Here is a 15,887-nt window from a genome sequence, read left to right on the forward strand (position 1 = left end):
CCCGTGCGTCAGCGCGGGATGCCGCCCTCCTCGGGGGGCGCCAGCATGCCGCCGACCGCCATCCAGGCGGCGACGCCCGCCGCGGGCACGGCACACAACACGGCTTCGGCAATCTCTTCGTCGGACGCGCCGGCGTTGCGGGCGCCGCGAACATGCGTCGCCGCCATCGGGCTGTACCCGGCTGCGAGGATCGCCAGCAGCAGCAGTTCGCCGTGCTTCGGCGAAAGCGGGTTTGCGTCGATGCTGCCGCGCCGCATCAGATAATAGGCATCGGCGGCTTTGGGGCTCAGGCGTAGAAGTTGCTGGAGCGGCGGCGGTATCGTGCCGAAATAGGCGGTGAAATTGGCTTCGGCCTCGCCTGCGGCGGCGGTCGGAAGTTCGGCCGGAGCGGGCGCCTGCACATCCTCGAACGCCGTGTCGAGGATATCGGCGAAGTCCATCGCCGCTGCCTCGCCGCGCAGGCTGGTCAGCACGATGAGCCCCGCCGTCGCTTCAAGCGGCGTCAGCCCGAGGGTCACGCCGCGCGCGATCTCGCGTCGCGCCAGCCCCAAATGGCGCCGGTCGATCGCGGCGACGGCAACGAACAGCGCCTTCAGCCGCGCAGGCACTGCTCCATCGGTATCGATAACCGACCGGAAGGCCGCGAACCCGGCCAGCGTATAGGGCGCATGCCCTTTGAGCAGCGCGATATCCATCAGCGGACGTTTTGTCATTCTGCCCTCTCCTGCTCTAACAGATGCTCGACCGACTGGTCGGGCGTCAACCGAAAAAATCCACACTGACCTATTTGACAGCCGACCGGTCGGTCGAGTAGCGAAACAGTCGACCGGTCGGTCGGGCGAGTCATAAGAAGGCGGACGAAGCGAGTCGTGTCACGCATCGGGAGGACAACGAGTGATATTCGAGCAGTCTGCACGGTCCAGGGAGTGGATGGGGCGGGTTCGCGCCTTCATGGACGAGCATATCGTCCCAGCGGTGCCGGTCTACCAAGAGCAACTCGCCGCGATCGACCGCTGGAGCGAGATTCCGCCGATCTTCGATCAGCTCAAGGCGAAAGCTCGCGCCGAGGGGCTGTGGAACCTCTTCATGCCGCCGTCGGAGCATGACGACGCCTTCTTCACGAGCGTTGGGCTCACCAACGTAGAATATGCGCCGATCGCCGAGCTGATGGGCCGCATCTCGTTCGCGAGCGAGGTGTTCAACTGCATGGCGCCCGACACCGGCAACTTCGAAGTGCTGCACCGCTACGGCACGCCGACGCAGAAAGAGCGCTTCATGGTGCCGCTGCGCGACGGCGAGACCCGGTCCGCCTTCCTGATGACCGAACCGGCCGTCGCCTCGTCCGACGCGCGCAACATCCAGACCGAGATGCGCCGCGAAGGCGACGAGTATGTCATTAACGGCCGTAAGTGGTGGTCATCGGGCGCAGGCCATCCGCGCTGCGCCTTCTTCATCGTGATGGGCAAGACCGATCCGGATGCCGCGCCGTACAGCCAGCAATCGATGATCCTCGTGCCGCGCGACACCCCCGGCGTCACGCTTGTCCGCCACCTGCCGGTGTTCGGCTACGATCACGCGCCGCATGGGCATTTCGAAGTCCTGCTCGAAGACGTGCGAGTGCCGGCCGAGAACATGCTGCTCGGCGAAGGACGCGGCTTTGAAATCGCGCAAGGCCGCCTCGGGCCGGGGCGCATCCATCATACGATGCGCAACATCGCGACGATGGAGGTCGCGCTCGAGAAGATGTGCCGGCGGCTGCTGTCGCGCCGTGCCTTCGGAAAGGCGATTTCCGAACACTCGGTCTGGGAAGAGCGGATCGCGCGCGCGCGCTGCGAGATCGAGATGGCGCGCCTGCTGTGCTTGAAGGCAGCGCACATGATGGACACGGTCGGCAACAAGGAAGCCCGTGCCGAGATCGCGATGATCAAGATCGCCGCGCCGAAGATGGCGCAGCAGATCGTCGACGATGCCATTCAGGCGCACGGCGGCGGCGGCGTCAGCGATGATTTCGGCCTCGCCGAACTGTGGGCGAACACACGCATCGTCCGGCTCACCGATGGCCCCGACGAGGTCCACGAACGTCAATTGGCGCGGATGGAACTCGCCAAATATCGCGACGGGACGCGTGGAGCACACGCATGAGCGCGCCGCAGCCTGCGGTGATGATCGGCGGCACCGTCGATGTCGCCGCCAACAGCGCCTTCGACGAGGCACGGCTTCGTGGCTATCTCACAGGGCGCATCCCCGCATTTTCAGGTCCAATGCAGGTGCAGAGGTTCGAGGGCGGTCAGTCGAACCCGACCTTCCTGCTTTCGACCCCGGATGCCCGCTACGTGCTGCGGCGCAAGCCGGCGGGCGTCCTGCTCAAGTCTGCGCACGCGGTCGACCGCGAGTATCGCGTCACAAGCGCGCTGTTCGAAGCCGGCCTGCCGATCGCCGAGCCACTCGTGCTCTGCGAGGACGATGACGTGATCGGCACCATGTTCTACGTGATGCGGCACGTTCCCGGACGGAGCTTCTGGGATCCGCGCATGCCCGGTCTCGATCCTGCCGAGCGCGCGGCGATCTACGATTCGGCGAACGAGACTTTGGCCCGGTTGCATCTGGTCGATTACGCCGCGCTCGGGCTCAGCGATTATGGCAGGCCAGGCAATTACTTCGCGCGCCAGATCTCGCGCTGGACGCGCCAGTACGAGGCTTCGCGCACGCGCGACATCCCCGAGATGGAGCGACTGATCGCATGGTTGCCCGGCGCCGTGCCCGAGACCGGGGATCGCACCACGATCATCCACGGCGATTATTCCTTTCACAATCTGCTCGTGCATCCGACCGAGCCCAAAGTTTCGGCGGTGATCGATTGGGAACTGTCGACGCTGGGCGATCCGCTCGGCGATCTGACCTATCACATGATGGAATGGTCGCGGCCCGAAGGCGTCGATGTGCGGGGCACGTTGCAAGGCGCCGATCTTGGCGCGCTGGGCATTCCGACCGCAGAGGAATATGCGCGGCGCTATTGCGAACGCACCGGCTTTGGCGGCGATCCGACCCACCCCTTCTACCGCGCCTTCAACCTGTTTCGCGTGGCCGCGATCCTGCAGGGAATCGCGGGGCGGGCGCGTGACGGCGTTCAGACCGGCGCGAACGCGGAAGAGATCATCTTGCGTGTCGAACCGCTCGCCCGCGCGGCCTGGATCGCCGCACAGGAAGCGGGAGCGAGCTGACCCGGATCATCCGAAGGCTAAACGATCATCATGGCCGCTAAAAGGCCAGTCGTAGGGGAGAAAAAGATGTCCAAGAAAGCGCAGTACATCCGTGCAATGCTACTCTGTGGAGGCGCCGCCGCGTTCGCCACCCCCGCGCGCGCGCAGACGCCGCCGGCAGCCCCAGCGCCCGGCGGCGCACTCGCGCAATCGACGATCGACGACATCGTCGTAACCGCAACGCGTCGCGCCGAGCGCCTTCAGGACGTTCCGATCGCGGTCAGCGCGCTCGACGGCGCCCAGATCCAGGCACAGCGCATCGACAATTTTGCCTCGATCACCAAGATCGCACCGGGGCCGACGTTCGTGCCGGTGAAGGGCACCTCGACCATCTCGGTCCAGATCCGCGGGAAATATTCGAACAACGACGCGCCCGGTCTCGAAAATCCGGTCGGAGTGTACATCGACGACCTCTATTATGGCTCGCTCGCATCGTTCGATGCCAACCTCTTCGACGTCAGCCAGGTCGCGATCCTGCGCGGACCGCAAGGTACGACCTTCGGCCGCAATGCGGTCGGCGGCGCCCTCCAGATCACCAACAACGTCGCCGAACTGGGCAGGACCGACGCCCGGATCACGCTCACCGGGCTCGGCAATGCGATGGGCCAGTTGGGCATCGAGAGCGACGGCTACGTCAATTACGCGCTCGGCGACTCGCTCGCCGCGCGCGTCGCCTACAGCGTGAAGAGCGACGGCGGCTATCAGAAGAACCTGCTGAGCGGGAATTACCTCGACGACAACCGCGTGCAGAGCGTACGCGGCTCGCTCACCTGGCAGGCGTCCGAGCGCCTCCGGGTCACCGCCAGCGCCGCCTATACGCACCGCGGCGGCTATGGCGATGGCGCCGTGATCGTCGGCCAAGGCAACCTCGTCAAACAGGTTCGGGCGGCGAATGGCGGCGACCTCCACAAGACGCTGCTCGACGACGACGGCGAGACGCGCCGGCATCTGTTCGCAGGCACGATCAAGCTCGATTATGATACCGACGTCGGAACGATCACGTCGATCACCGGCTATCGGTCGCTCAACGCTTACTATCGGGAGGATTCGGACGGTGGCCCGCTGCCGGCCAATTACCCGTCGATCAATCTTAACCGTGAGAAGCAAGTCAGCGAGGAGCTCCGCTTCACCTCGAAATTCGGCGGCCCGTTCGACTTCGTCTCGGGTGTCTATTTCGGCTACGAGGATCTCTACAAAGGCATCCAGTTCAATTTTAACGGGACGCTGCCGCAATCCTATCTTTCGGTCCTCTCGCCCGGACGCGTCGCGTCGCAGTTCGTCGCGGGCCGGATTTCGAACTACAGCGTCGGGCCGTTCGTGGAAGGCAAGTACAAGCTCACCCCGCAGCTCTCGCTGACGGCCGGGCTTCGCTACAGCTATGAACGGAAGAACGGCTATACGTCGCATGTCGGCTCATCGCCCTTTTATGGCGCGCCCTATTTCGTCGATCTCGGCAAAGACGGCTCGACCAATTCGTGGCAGTCGTTCACGCCGCGCTTCATCGTCGATTACAAACCGACCCGCGATATCTCGTTCTACGCGTCTGTCTCCAAAGGCTTCCAAGGCGGCGGCTGGGTGCTGACCGCGACCAGCGCGGCCAAGGCGCTCGTCCCGCTCGCGGCGGAGACGACCTGGAGCTACGAGATCGGCACCAAATCCAATTTCTTCGATCATTTCCTGACGACGAATGTCGCGGCGTATCTGTCCGATACGAGCAACCTTCAGGTCCGCTCGCTCATCAACGGCGTGCTGACCGACAGCAACGCCGGCAAGGAACGCGTCAAGGGCGTCGAGGTCGAGGCATCCATCCATCCCGCGAAGGGGCTCTCGATCGGCGCGAATTACGCGTATACCGACGCGAAATACCGAAGCTTCCAGGGCTGCGCGGCCGGCGGGCTGGATTGTACCGGCAACCGCGTGCCGTTCGTTTCGAAGCACGATTTTACCGCGATCTTCGACTATAAGCTGGACATGAACAGCGGCGCCAAACTCGCCTTCCACGCCGACGACAAGTTCGCCAGCCCGTATCAACTGATCGCCACCAACCTGCAGCAGATCGGCGTGCCCTATACGCGGCGGCGCAACGTCGCCAATGTGTCGCTGACCTATACGCCGCCCTCGGGCGCATGGGATCTGCGGCTGTGGAGCACCAACCTGTTCGACAAGACCTATGCGAGCAACGGCTTGAATTATTACTTCTACCATCTGTCACCGGCGGAAGTTGCCAGCGTCGGCGGCCCGGCCAACGCGGATGTTGAGCGGCTGACGGTCGCCCCACCGCGCGTTGTCGGCATCACCTTCACCGCGCGGGTCGGAGGTTAGGCATGGAGGGCGCCGTGTCTCTGACGTCGGAAACGGCGCCTCCGGTCGTTCCGACCCACCGGACCCGACGGCTCGTGCTGCTGATGCTGGGGCTGGTGTCGATGTTCAACTACATCGACCGCACCGTGCTTTCGATCCTGCAGGAGCCGATCAAGCGCGAACTCAAGCTCAGCGACACGCAACTCGGTTTGTTGACCGGCCTTGCGTTCGCGCTTTTCTACGCGACGCTTTCGCTCCCGATCGCGCGGTTGGCAGACCGGCTCAACCGGCGCAACATCGTGACCGCCTCGCTCGCGGTCTGGAGCGGGATGACCGCGCTCAGCGGGCTCGCCACCGGCTTTGCGACGCTGGTCGCCTTCCGGGTCGGCGTCGCGCTCGGCGAGGCGGGGTCGGTGCCGGCGTCGCACTCGATCATCGCCGATTATTACCCGCCCGACAAACGCGTGACCGCGCTCGGCCTGTGGGGTCTGGCGCTACCGGCGGGGATCATGCTCGGTTATGCGTCGGGCGGCTGGATCGCCGCCACGCTCGGCTGGCGCACCGCGTTCGCGGTGATCGGCGGAGCCGGCCTCGTGCTCGCACCGTTCGTCATGCTGCTGGTGCGCGAGCCCGTGCGCGGCGCTTTCAGCACGCGTCCGCTAGAAACCGAGCCGATATCGCTCGGTGCTGCGCTCGCCACGCTCTGGAAGCTGCGGACCTACCGCTACATGCTCGTGGGAACGACGCTTCACGCCTTCGCGCAATATGCGATGATGAGCTGGACCGCGCCCTTCTACCTGCGCGTGCATCACATGCCGCTGTCGGACGTCGCCGCCTGGCTGGCGCTGATGAACGGAATCGGCGGCGGGGCCGGCATCTATCTGGGTGGGTGGCTCTCCGATAGGATGGCGCAGACCAAGCCGTCGGCGCGTGTTTGGGTCAGCGCGGTGGCGATGCTCTTCATGGTGCCGGCGGCGCTGGTCCAGTTCCTCGTCCCTTCGCTCGGCGTCTCGCTGGCGTTCGGCTTCCTCTCGTCGATGTTGATGTTCTTCTATTACGGCCCGATCGTCGGCGTGCCGCAGTCGCTGGTGGCGCCGCAGATGCGGGCGGTGACATCGGCGGTGACGCTGCTCGTCTTCAACCTGTTCGGGCTTGGCCTCGGACCGGCGGTCACCGGCGTCATCAGCGATCGACTGGCCGCGGGCTACGGCATGCACGACACGTCGCTGCGCTATGCGCTGGCCGCCGTGCTGATCTTCTCACTGGTCGGCGCGCTCAGCATCCTACGCGCCAGCCAGTTCTATCGGTCCGACATCCGCGAAGCATGAGCCGCAATGGCCGGACAGTGGCACCCGCCCGCGATCATGCCGGCAGGCACAAGCTCGGTGATCGGCGGCGCCTGTTCGGCGCCATAGATCGCACGCTCAGGCGGCGAGCGCCATCCGCGCTGCCGCGCTGCCGCCATGAAGCCGCGACAGCAGCAGCACGCGGCGCAGCCCTCGGCCGACCGCGAGTTCATCGGTCACGCCCATGCCGCCATGAAGCTGCACGACATCCTCGGCGAGTCGCAGGGCCGCATCGCAGACATATGCTTTGGCTTCGGTAACGGCCTGACCTCGCGCGTCATCCCGGACGAGCGCGGCGCGGAGCATCATCGAACGCGACTGTTCGAGCAGGGTATAGAGCCGCGCGCAGCGATGCTGGATCGCCTGGAAGCTACCGATCGGCTTTCCGAACTGCTTGCGCTGCCGAACATAGTCGATCGCGAGATCGAGCAACGTACCCATCGCGCCGGCCAGTTCCGCGACGATGGCCAGTTCCGCCAGCTCGACCGCGGCGCTCAGATCGCCCTCCGATATGTCCAGCGGGACGCAGCGAGCGCCTTCGAAGCGGAGGTCGGCTGCAATGCTGCCATCGACCAGTCGCACCGGCGATCGCGCGACGCCCGGAGCGTCCGCTTCGACCAGCGTGACACCGCCGGTCTCACACGCCACGACGAACGCCGACGCCGCCATCCCGCCTGGAACGATACCGGCGGCGCCGGAAAGCGCGCCCGCTCGGGCGATGCCGCCGCGTGCGAAGCCGAGGACGGCATCACCCTGCGCGAGCGGTTCACTCCAATGCGCGCCGGCAGCACCGCCGCGCGCGATCACGTGTCCACAGAGCACAACGCTGTCTGAGAGTGGGGTGACGGCCAGCGCGCGGCCGAGCTCTTCAGCAACGATCATTACCTCCATCGCGCCGCCGCCCATTCCACCGACGGACTCGGGAAGCAGGAAGGCGAACAGCCCGAGTTCGCCAAGCGCGCGCCAGTCCTCCGCCGGCATCGGCCCGCTGGCCATATTGGTCGCGTCATAGCGATCGGCGAGGAAGCGCCGCACCATGTCGCGGACCATCACCTGCTCGTCGCCGGGCGCGATGTTCATCGTCAAAGCACCTCGATGATCGACGCGTTGGCGATGCCGCCGCCTTCGCACATCGTCTGCAGCCCGTAGCGGCCGCCACGTGCCTTCAAAGCGTGGATCAACGTCGCCATCAACTTGGTGCCAGTGGCGCCGAGCGGATGGCCGAGCGCGATGGCGCCGCCGTTGACGTTGAGCTTGGCCGGATCGGCGTCGAGCGCCTTGGCCCAGGCCATCGGGATCGAGGCGAAGGCTTCGTTGACTTCGAACAGATCGATGTCGGCCATCGACAGCCCTGCCCGCTCCAGCACGCGGCGCGTGGCGGGGATCGGCTCTTCGAGCATGATGACCGGATCGCCCGCCGTCACCGCGAGATCGACGATCCGCGCGATCGGCGTGAGGCCGTGTGCCTTGACCGCGGCTTCCGATGCGACCAGCACGCCGCTCGCGCCGTCGCAGATCTGGCTGGCGGTCGCGGCGCTCAGCGTGCCGCCCTCGCTCAGCAGCTTGACCGAGCCTATCGACTCCAGCGAGGCATCGGCGCGGATACCTTCGTCGCGATCGTGCATGACCGTCTCGCCATCGGGCGTCATGACTGGGAGCGGGACGATCTCCACGGCGAACGCGCCGGCGGCCGTGGCGGCAGCGGCCTGCTGGTGGCTTTGCAGCGCGTAGCGATCATGGTCTTCGCGGCTGAAGCCATATTTGTCGGCGATCATCTGCGCGCCGACGAACTGGTTGAAACCCTCGACCCCGTAGCGCTTCTGGATGGACTCCGCGAACGGGTTGGCACCAATGCCGCCGGCCTTGGCGAGCGCGATCGGCGAGCCCATCGGCACCCGAGTCATGCTCTCCACGCCGCCCGCGATCACGATGTCCTGCATTCCCGACATCACCGCCTGGGCCGCGAAGTGGAGCGCCTGCTGCGACGAGCCGCACTGGCGATCGATCGTCACCGCCGGCACGCTGTCGGGCAGCGACGACGCCAGGACGACGTTGCGGCCAAGCGCGAAGGTCTGCTCGCCGATCTGGCTCACGCACCCGATGATGACGTCATCGATCGCCGCCGGATCGACACCGGCGTCGGCGACGAGCGCGTCGAGCACCGCAGCGCCGAGGTCGGCCGGATGCCAGCCGGCGAGACGGCCGTTGCGACGCCCTCCGGCGGTACGACGCGCGGCAACGATATAGGCTTCAGGCATGATGTGGTCCTTCGTCTTTCACAGGCCGAGCGCGGCCTTGGCGATGATGGAAAGCTGAATCTCGCTGGTGCCGCCGAAGATCGACCAGGCGCGTGCGTTGAGGTAGCGCGCGACCGCGACCTGCGCCTCGGCCGAGCGGATCGGTGGCGGCGCGTCCGCGCCGTAAAAGGGCCGTTCGAGCGGAAGCTGGAGGCCGGCGAGGCCGAACGCATCAACCGCAAGCGCTTCGATGCCCTGGCGAATTTCCGACGCGATCAGCTTGGTCGTTAGACTGCGCGGATCGGGCGCCGCGCCGGCGTCGATTTCGATCAGCGTCCTGAGCTCGGTCATTTCGAGCGCCTGCGCTTCCAACTGAAAGCGCAACGCGCGGTCGGCGAATTCGCCAACAAACGGCCCCGCCGCCTCGCGCAGCCGCCGCAGGTCGGCGAGCAGTTGCGGCGCGAACGACGAGCCGCCGCGCTCGTTTTCGAGCAGGAACTTGGCGATCGACCACCCCTGCCCTTCCGCGCCGACCCGATTCGCAACGGGCACACGCACGTCGTCGAGAAACACTTCGTTCAACTCGTGATCGCCCGAGGCGCTGAGGATCGGCCGCACCGTGACGCCGGGTGCGGTCATGTCGATCAACAGGAAGCTGATGCCTTGCTGCGGCTTGACGTCGGGATCGGTGCGCACCAGCGCGAACAAGCGGTTGGCGAACTGCGCCTGTGTGGTCCAGATCTTGTGGCCAGAGACGATATAGTCGTCGCCGTCGCGTACCGCGCGGGTGCGGAGGCTGGCGAGATCTGACCCCGAACCCGGTTCGGAAAAACCTTGCGCCCAGACATGCTCGCCGCTGCGGAGCGCGGGCAGATACTCCGCGCGCTGCGCGTCGCTGCCGAACGTGTAGAGCACCGGCCCGACCAGCTTCAGCCCCATGCCCGGCAGCACGGGCGCGCCCGCCTCCGCGCATTCCTTCTCGAAAATCCAACGCTGAACACGAGTCCAGCCCGGCCCGCCCGCCGCCGCCGGCCAATGATAGACCAGCCAGCCTTTCGCCTCGAGAATGGCTTGCCATGCCCGCGCGATATCCGGCTCCGCGAACACGCCCGAGGTCAGCGCCGCACCGCGCCGCAGTTCGGGCGACAGCGAGTCCCCGAGGAAGGCGCGCACCTCGTCGCGGAACGTCCGCTCGGCGTCGGTCAATGCCAGATCCATCACCTCACCTCTCGACGATCGCCACCGCCGAAACGCCCGGCGCTCCATAGACGTGACTGTAGCCAAGCCTCGGATCGCCCGGCACCTGCCGCCGGCCGGCGCGCCCGGTGAGTTGGACGTAATTCTCGTACACCTGACGCAAGCCCGAAGCGCCGATCGGCTCGCCACAGGCGAGGCAGCCGCCATCGGTATTGACCGGGAGCGTGCCGTCGATCCGGGTCCGCCCTTCCGCGATCCAGGCGGTCTGCTCGCCGTCGGCGCAGAAGCCGTTCTCGGCCATGTGCATGATCTCGGCACCCGTTTCGGTGTCCTGAAGCTGGGCGATGTCGATGTCTTCGGGTCCGATCCCCGCCATCTCATAGGCGGCGCGCGAGGCGACCGTGGTCGGCGAACCGCCCCGGTCCAGATCGAGCGCCGGCGAGAACACCTCGAACGATCCGGGCGGCCGCGTCCGTACCGCCGCCGCACGCAGCCGCACGCTCGGCAAACCAAGCTCCCGAGCCCGCTTCTCACTCGCTAGGACCAGCGCCACCGCACCCTCGCCGGGCGAGCAGAACATGAATTTTGTCAGCGGGTCGCTCACCATCTGCGAGGAGAGGATCGTATCGATATCAACCGCCTCACGCCGCCAGGCGTGATCCGCCAGCACTCCGTTCGCGAACGCCTTTTCCGCGACCGCGCCGAGCGTGCGCGGCGTGATGCCATAGGTCGCCATGTAGCGCTGGATCTTCATGGCGAAGAATTGGGTGGTGAGCATCAGCCCGGTCTCGCCATACCAGTCGGGCAGCCCCCAGTCCGCCGGCAGCGGCGAGAACGAGCCACGCGGGTGCTTGTCGAAACCCACCGCGATGCCGAGATCGAACTCGCCCGATTTGATCGTGCTATATGCCCCGAACATCGCTGAGCCGCCGGTCGCGCAGCCATTGGCGACGTTGATGAACGGCAGCCCCGTCAAGCCGAGTTCGGACACCATCGTATCGGCATTACCCGCCGAATCCGAACCGCCGAACGCGAAGCGGATGTCGCTCCAGCCAAGGCCGGTTTGCGCCAGCGCCTGGCGCACCGCATATACGCCCTGCTGAAGCCCGCTCAGCGCCGGTGTGCGGCCGAACGGATGGATGCCGGCGCCGATGATGAAGACGTCGCTCATCGCCCTGCCTCCTCGACCGGCGCGAAGGCGAAGCTGGTGCGCACCGCGCCGCTTGCCAGCGTGAACTCGAGTGGGACGAGCCGCATCGGCATGTCGATGCGCAAGCCATCGAACGCCACATCGACCAACCGCGATTCGACGATCAACGCGCCATCGAGTTGCACATAGCCGACCGCATAGGGCTCGAACGCCTCCGCCCCTGCATAGGGCGGGGATTTCGGCCGGAAGCGCTGCACCGTCCACGACCACAGCCGCCCCTCGCACGGGAGCAGGACCGCTTCGTAGCGGTCGTCGGTGTCGGGTCTGGCCGGGAAGATCGTCCGGCCACTCGCGCGGTGAAGCGATGCGATCAGGTGGTGGGCGCCGTCCACTTCGACGAGCAGATTGTCGGCGATCATCGGCGCGAGGGTGGGCATCTGGTCTCTCCTGCCAGCCTTGTAGCGTCCGACCGTGCGGTCGGCTTCTGACCAATGCGACAGCGCCTAACGGATCATCCCGAGAAAGCCGAGTTGGGCCGCCTTGAACAAAGTCTGATCGCGGTTGACCGCATCGAGCTTGAGCGAGGCGGCGCGGATGTGAAACCGCACGGTCGTGCGTTGCAGGCCGAGGATCAGCCCGATCTCGTCGTTGGTCTTGCCGGCCGCCGCCCAGCGCAGGCACTCGACCTCGCGCTTGGTGAGCGACACGCCGGCCACGTCCTGCCGCACGCGCGCGGTGACCTTGACATAGCTCTGGATGAAGGCGCGCGCGAGCACCGCCAGCGCATCGACGCTGCTCTCATACGCGCCGGACAGATCCTCTTCGTGCGGGTCGGCCGCGAGAAAACTGGCCGCGCCGATCTGACCGAAGGGCAAATGGATCGGCACCACCAAGGCCGCCGATGTCATCGCGCGCGCGCGGAAATCCGACAGGTCGATCGCGTCGAGCAGCGGATTGGCGATGCGCGTGTGAAAGCCGCGCGCATTGCACCAGAACGGCTCCGCCTCCACCCGGCAGGCGTGGACGAGCGGCGAGGACAGCGCCAGTTGCGGGGCCTCCCACCAGCGCCCCTCGCCCTCCCGGAACCCGAACACCTCACTGGCCAGGATCGCGCCGTCGCCATCGCGCATCGGCTCGCGGACCGCGATGTTGTGCGACACCGCCGTCCGCAGCCCACAGATGCTCGCGACCCTGTCCCGAAGCGCCTCGGCCCCTGAGCGGATGCCCGGCGGCTCCGTGAAACGTACCGCCGCCACGTCCTGCGGGGACGGCATATACTGGTGCGCGGACGGTATCACGGCTTAGGATTTCGCCAGACTGAGCCCCTCGAAAAACGGCCGGCACAATGCGTCGGCGACATCTTCGGGCGACTGTTTTCTCGCCAGCGGCGGATACCATTTATAAGCCCAGTTGCACATGCCGAGGAACCCGTAGGTCGTCAGATCGGGATCGCAATCGCGGAACTGCCCGGCCTTGATGCCGGATATGACGGTGCCGCGAACACGCTCGAAATAGTCCTTGCGCTGCGCTCGGATCTGGTTGCGCATCGTGCCTTCCAGATCTTCATAATGGTCCATGAACGCGCGAACATAACCGGGATGCTCGGCGATTTGCCGCAAGATGTTGATACACGCCGCGCGCAGCTTGCCGAGCGGATTGTCCGAAAGACCCTCGTCCGCCAACCCGTCGAGCAGCGCCGTCATATGTGCTTCGTGAATCGCGTAGAGGATCGCGTGTTTGCTCGGGAAGTAATGGTAGAGCGTCGGCTTGCCCAAGCCGACCTCGTCGGCGAGCATCTGCATCGAAGCTTTGTGATAGCCGACCTTGTCGAACAGGTTGGCGCAATGCCTGAGAATCTCATTGCGCTTCTCGTCATGCGCTTCGGTCGTCTGTCGTTTCTTTGTCGCCTGCCGCGCCATACCGGACCCAGATCCTCATGTGTTCGAGCGGCCACGGGGCCACCAGCGTTTCACCCTATTGCACCAACGCGCCACCGTCCACGGCAAGCGCCGCGCCGGTGATGTAGGACGCGTCCTCGCCAGCCAGAAACAGAACCGCGGCGACGACCTCGTCCGCCGTCGCGAGGCGGCCGACCGGGACACGGGAAAGGCGCGCGCTCAAGGCTGCCGGATCGATATACGCCGCGCGGGCGAGCGCGCTGTCGATCGGCCCGGGATGGACGGAGTTGCAGCGTATGCCTTCGCCCGAATGCTGGGCGGCGGTGACGCGCGTCAACATCGTCAGCGCGGCCTTGCTGCAGGCATAGGCCGCGTCCATGATCTGCGACTGGCCGCTGCCCGCCACCGACGATACGTTGACGATCGCCCCACCGCCTTGCGCGCGGAAGACCGGCAGCAGCGCGCGGGTGCCGAGAAACGGACCCTTGGCGTTGACCGCCATGCTCCGATCCCAATCCTCGGGCATGCGCTCCTCGATCCGCGTCAATCCCGATGCGACCGCCGCATTGTTGATGAGGACATCGACCCCGCCCCAACGATGCCGAGCCTCACGAACCACCCGCTCCCAGTCTTCCGGCTTCGTGACATCAAGCGCGACGGCGCAGGCGTCGCCGCCCGCCAAGATGATCGTATCGACCAGTTTCGCCCCGGCCTGCGCGTCAACATCCGCGACCACGACCCGCGCACCTTCCAGGGCAAACGCTTTGGCGATCGCCGCACCGAGGGCGCCAGCCGCTCCCGTGACGAGCGCACGCTTGTTCGCGAACCGCATGGCCTCTCCAAATGGCAACTCGACCGTCCGGTCGGGCGTGGTTATCGTTGGCGGTGTTTGGGCAACAACGCAAGCCCGGAGGAGATGGACATGGAATTGAACGGCAAGACCGCGCTGGTGACCGGTGCAAGCTCGGGTTTGGGTCGGCATTTCGCGATGTTGCTGGCGGCGCAGGGAGCGACCGTCTTCGCCGCCGCCCGACGTGAATCGGCGCTGGAAGCGCTGGCGAAGGAGGTTTCGCGTGCCGGCGGCCAGTGCCGACCGGTCGTCATGGACGTCACCGATCCCGCATCGGTAACGACCGCGTTCGAGCGGCTTGAGCAGGGCGCGACCGCACCCTTGTCGATCCTCGTCAACAACGCCGGCGTCGCGCAGACACGCCGCGCGATGGATATGTCTCACGATGAGTGGCATTCGGTGCTTGGGCCGAACCTCACGGGCGCCTTCCTCGTCGCCCAGCAAGGCGCGCGCGCGATGCGCGAGGGCGGCGGCGCGATCGTCAACGTGGCGTCGATCCTCGGCGAGCGCGTCTCGAAGGGGCTCGCCGCCTATGCCAGCAGCAAGGCCGGATTGATCCAACTCACCAAGGCGCTAGCGCTCGAATGGGCACCGCTCGGCATTCGCGTCAACGCGCTCGCGCCCGGCTATATCGAGACCGATCTCAACCGGGCGTTCTTCGCATCGAGCGCCGGTCAGCGCCTGATCGCCCGCATTCCGCAGGGGCGGCTCGGCCAGATGCACGATCTCGACGCGCCGTTCCTGATGCTCTGCTCGGATCAGTCGCGCTACATGACTGGCGCGGTGATCGCGGTGGACGGCGGCCACCTCGTCAGCGAGCTTTAGAGGATCAGGCGTCCATCGCGGTGGCGCCGATCACCCAGGCGGACAGCCCGGCGGGCGGCACCGCGCAGATCACCGCCTCGGCAATCGCTTCCTCGCTCGCCCCGGCCTTGCGCGCGCCTTTGATGTGGACCGACGCCCATTCGCTATAATCGGCGGCGAGCACCGTCACGAGCAGCAGTTCCGCATGGACCGGCCCGAGCGCGGTCCCGGAGAGCGTGCCCTCGCGCATCAGATAATACGCATCGGCACCGAGCGGCTTGACCTCGAACAGCTTGCCGAGCGACGGCGGCATCGTGCCGAAATAGTGGAGGAAATTGGCCTCCGCCGTGCCCGGCTCGACAAGGATATCCTCGTTCCCGGCCTCCACCTCTGCACCGTCGGGATAAACCTCGCCGAACAGTCCGTGAAAGCGCAGCGCCGCCCCCTCGCCCCTCACGCTCGACAGAATCGCGACCGCCGCGCCGGCTTCCGCCTCGGTCAGTCCGGCCTCGCGGGCCGCCTGCAATTCGCGGAGCGCCATCTCTTCATACCCCTTCACGGTCGCCGCGCAGGCCACGAACAGCCGCTTGATGCGCGCCGGCACTGCGCCATCCGTGTCGATGATGGTGCGCCACCGGCGAAAACCGGCGACCGTCTTGGGCGCGTCGCGGCGCAGGCGACCGAGCGCGACGAGAGGATTGGGTTCGGACATCGTGACACCTCCTGAAACTCCAGACCGTCCGGTCGGCTGACATACTGCTATGTCGTGCTTTCAGGTCGGTCAACCGACCGACGCAGGTTGACGTCCGACCGGACGGTCGATTAAAGCCGGGGTATGGCGAGT

15 protein-coding genes are annotated in these 15,887 nt (G+C 66.2%); 5 read left to right on the forward strand and 10 right to left on the reverse strand.

The window, feature by feature from the left end; translation table 11 throughout:
* Positions 1 to 8: 8 nt before the first annotated feature.
* Entirely contained in the window at positions 9 to 713 is a 705-nt protein-coding gene (locus tag BLS81_RS04310) for a carboxymuconolactone decarboxylase family protein (RefSeq protein ID WP_093221080.1), read from the reverse strand.
* 217 nt (positions 714 to 930) lie between these two features.
* Here BLS81_RS04310 and BLS81_RS04315 point away from each other — a divergent pair, with 217 nt between their 5' ends.
* The 4 genes from BLS81_RS04315 to BLS81_RS04330 all read left to right on the forward strand — a co-directional run bounded on the left by BLS81_RS04315 (position 931) and on the right by BLS81_RS04330 (position 6,889).
* A complete protein-coding gene (locus BLS81_RS04315) occupies positions 931 to 2,142 on the forward strand; it encodes an acyl-CoA dehydrogenase family protein (RefSeq protein WP_093221082.1) in 1,212 nt (403 codons plus the stop codon).
* A complete protein-coding gene (locus BLS81_RS04320) occupies positions 2,139 to 3,221 on the forward strand; it encodes a phosphotransferase family protein (protein ID WP_093221084.1) in 1,083 nt (360 codons plus the stop codon). Before BLS81_RS04315 ends, BLS81_RS04320 begins: the two co-directional genes overlap by 4 nt.
* Positions 3,222 to 3,287: 66 nt before the next feature.
* Complete coding sequence (locus BLS81_RS04325; RefSeq protein WP_256326055.1) at positions 3,288 to 5,582, forward strand: TonB-dependent receptor; 2,295 nt, start codon at positions 3,288 to 3,290, stop codon at positions 5,580 to 5,582.
* Positions 5,583 to 5,665: 83 nt separating this feature from the next.
* On the forward strand, positions 5,666 to 6,889 hold the full coding sequence (locus BLS81_RS04330; RefSeq protein WP_371128248.1) for a spinster family MFS transporter: 1,224 nt from the start codon (positions 5,666 to 5,668) through the stop codon (positions 6,887 to 6,889).
* 96 nt (positions 6,890 to 6,985) lie between these two features.
* Here the strand turns inward: BLS81_RS04330 and BLS81_RS04335 are convergent, their stop codons facing one another.
* From BLS81_RS04335 to BLS81_RS04370, 8 genes are all read right to left on the reverse strand, one after another.
* Positions 6,986 to 7,987 (reverse strand): acyl-CoA dehydrogenase family protein, encoded by a 1,002-nt coding sequence (locus BLS81_RS04335; RefSeq protein ID WP_093221088.1) that lies wholly within the window; start codon positions 7,985 to 7,987, stop codon positions 6,986 to 6,988.
* Positions 7,988 to 7,989: 2 nt separating this feature from the next.
* Entirely contained in the window at positions 7,990 to 9,165 is a 1,176-nt protein-coding gene (locus tag BLS81_RS04340) for an acetyl-CoA C-acetyltransferase (RefSeq protein ID WP_093221089.1), read from the reverse strand.
* A gap of 18 nt (positions 9,166 to 9,183) precedes the next feature.
* Positions 9,184 to 10,362: an acyl-CoA dehydrogenase family protein gene (locus BLS81_RS04345; RefSeq protein ID WP_093221090.1), complete on the reverse strand. Its 1,179-nt coding sequence runs from the start codon at positions 10,360 to 10,362 to the stop codon at positions 9,184 to 9,186.
* Positions 10,363 to 10,366: 4 nt separating this feature from the next.
* Positions 10,367 to 11,512 (reverse strand): thiolase family protein, encoded by a 1,146-nt coding sequence (locus BLS81_RS04350; RefSeq protein WP_093221092.1) that lies wholly within the window; start codon positions 11,510 to 11,512, stop codon positions 10,367 to 10,369.
* Positions 11,509 to 11,928, reverse strand: a complete 420-nt coding sequence (locus tag BLS81_RS04355) for a Zn-ribbon domain-containing OB-fold protein (protein ID WP_093221093.1) — start codon at positions 11,926 to 11,928, stop codon at positions 11,509 to 11,511. The genes BLS81_RS04350 and BLS81_RS04355 overlap by 4 nt, the downstream gene beginning before the upstream one ends.
* Positions 11,929 to 11,994: 66 nt before the next feature.
* A complete protein-coding gene (locus BLS81_RS04360; RefSeq protein WP_093221095.1) occupies positions 11,995 to 12,765 on the reverse strand; it encodes a helix-turn-helix transcriptional regulator in 771 nt (256 codons plus the stop codon).
* Between the two features lie 27 nt (positions 12,766 to 12,792).
* Positions 12,793 to 13,410: a TetR/AcrR family transcriptional regulator gene (locus tag BLS81_RS04365; protein WP_093221096.1), complete on the reverse strand. Its 618-nt coding sequence runs from the start codon at positions 13,408 to 13,410 to the stop codon at positions 12,793 to 12,795.
* 55 nt (positions 13,411 to 13,465) lie between these two features.
* Positions 13,466 to 14,221 (reverse strand): SDR family NAD(P)-dependent oxidoreductase, encoded by a 756-nt coding sequence (locus BLS81_RS04370; RefSeq protein ID WP_093221098.1) that lies wholly within the window; start codon positions 14,219 to 14,221, stop codon positions 13,466 to 13,468.
* A 90-nt stretch (positions 14,222 to 14,311) separates the two neighbouring features.
* Here BLS81_RS04370 and BLS81_RS04375 point away from each other — a divergent pair, with 90 nt between their 5' ends.
* Positions 14,312 to 15,064, forward strand: coding sequence for an SDR family NAD(P)-dependent oxidoreductase (locus tag BLS81_RS04375; RefSeq protein ID WP_093221100.1), 753 nt, complete (start codon positions 14,312 to 14,314; stop codon positions 15,062 to 15,064).
* Between the two features lie 4 nt (positions 15,065 to 15,068).
* Here the strand turns inward: BLS81_RS04375 and BLS81_RS04380 are convergent, their stop codons facing one another.
* A complete protein-coding gene (locus tag BLS81_RS04380; RefSeq protein WP_093221101.1) occupies positions 15,069 to 15,755 on the reverse strand; it encodes a carboxymuconolactone decarboxylase family protein in 687 nt (228 codons plus the stop codon).
* Positions 15,756 to 15,887 lie beyond the last annotated feature (132 nt).

The organism is Sphingomonas sp. NFR15 (genome assembly GCF_900103265.1).
In the GTDB taxonomy this organism is placed as follows: domain Bacteria; phylum Pseudomonadota; class Alphaproteobacteria; order Sphingomonadales; family Sphingomonadaceae; genus Sphingomonas; species Sphingomonas pollutisoli.

Coding starts and splice junctions, on each gene's coding strand:
- BLS81_RS04350 (WP_093221092.1), bottom strand. CDS start 11,512: ATGAGCGACGTCTTCATCATCGGCGCCGGCATCCATCCGTTCGGCCGC.
- BLS81_RS04325 (WP_256326055.1), top strand. CDS start 3,288: ATGTCCAAGAAAGCGCAGTACATCCGTGCAATGCTACTCTGTGGAGGC.
- BLS81_RS04320 (WP_093221084.1), top strand. CDS start 2,139: ATGAGCGCGCCGCAGCCTGCGGTGATGATCGGCGGCACCGTCGATGTC.
- BLS81_RS04375 (WP_093221100.1), top strand. CDS start 14,312: ATGGAATTGAACGGCAAGACCGCGCTGGTGACCGGTGCAAGCTCGGGT.
- BLS81_RS04370 (WP_093221098.1), bottom strand. CDS start 14,221: ATGCGGTTCGCGAACAAGCGTGCGCTCGTCACGGGAGCGGCTGGCGCC.
- BLS81_RS04310 (WP_093221080.1), bottom strand. CDS start 713: ATGACAAAACGTCCGCTGATGGATATCGCGCTGCTCAAAGGGCATGCG.
- BLS81_RS04365 (WP_093221096.1), bottom strand. CDS start 13,410: ATGGCGCGGCAGGCGACAAAGAAACGACAGACGACCGAAGCGCATGAC.
- BLS81_RS04355 (WP_093221093.1), bottom strand. CDS start 11,928: ATGCCCACCCTCGCGCCGATGATCGCCGACAATCTGCTCGTCGAAGTG.
- BLS81_RS04335 (WP_093221088.1), bottom strand. CDS start 7,987: ATGAACATCGCGCCCGGCGACGAGCAGGTGATGGTCCGCGACATGGTG.
- BLS81_RS04360 (WP_093221095.1), bottom strand. CDS start 12,765: ATGCCGTCCCCGCAGGACGTGGCGGCGGTACGTTTCACGGAGCCGCCG.
- BLS81_RS04315 (WP_093221082.1), top strand. CDS start 931: ATGGGGCGGGTTCGCGCCTTCATGGACGAGCATATCGTCCCAGCGGTG.
- BLS81_RS04340 (WP_093221089.1), bottom strand. CDS start 9,165: ATGCCTGAAGCCTATATCGTTGCCGCGCGTCGTACCGCCGGAGGGCGT.
- BLS81_RS04380 (WP_093221101.1), bottom strand. CDS start 15,755: ATGTCCGAACCCAATCCTCTCGTCGCGCTCGGTCGCCTGCGCCGCGAC.
- BLS81_RS04330 (WP_371128248.1), top strand. CDS start 5,666: ATGCTGGGGCTGGTGTCGATGTTCAACTACATCGACCGCACCGTGCTT.
- BLS81_RS04345 (WP_093221090.1), bottom strand. CDS start 10,362: ATGGATCTGGCATTGACCGACGCCGAGCGGACGTTCCGCGACGAGGTG.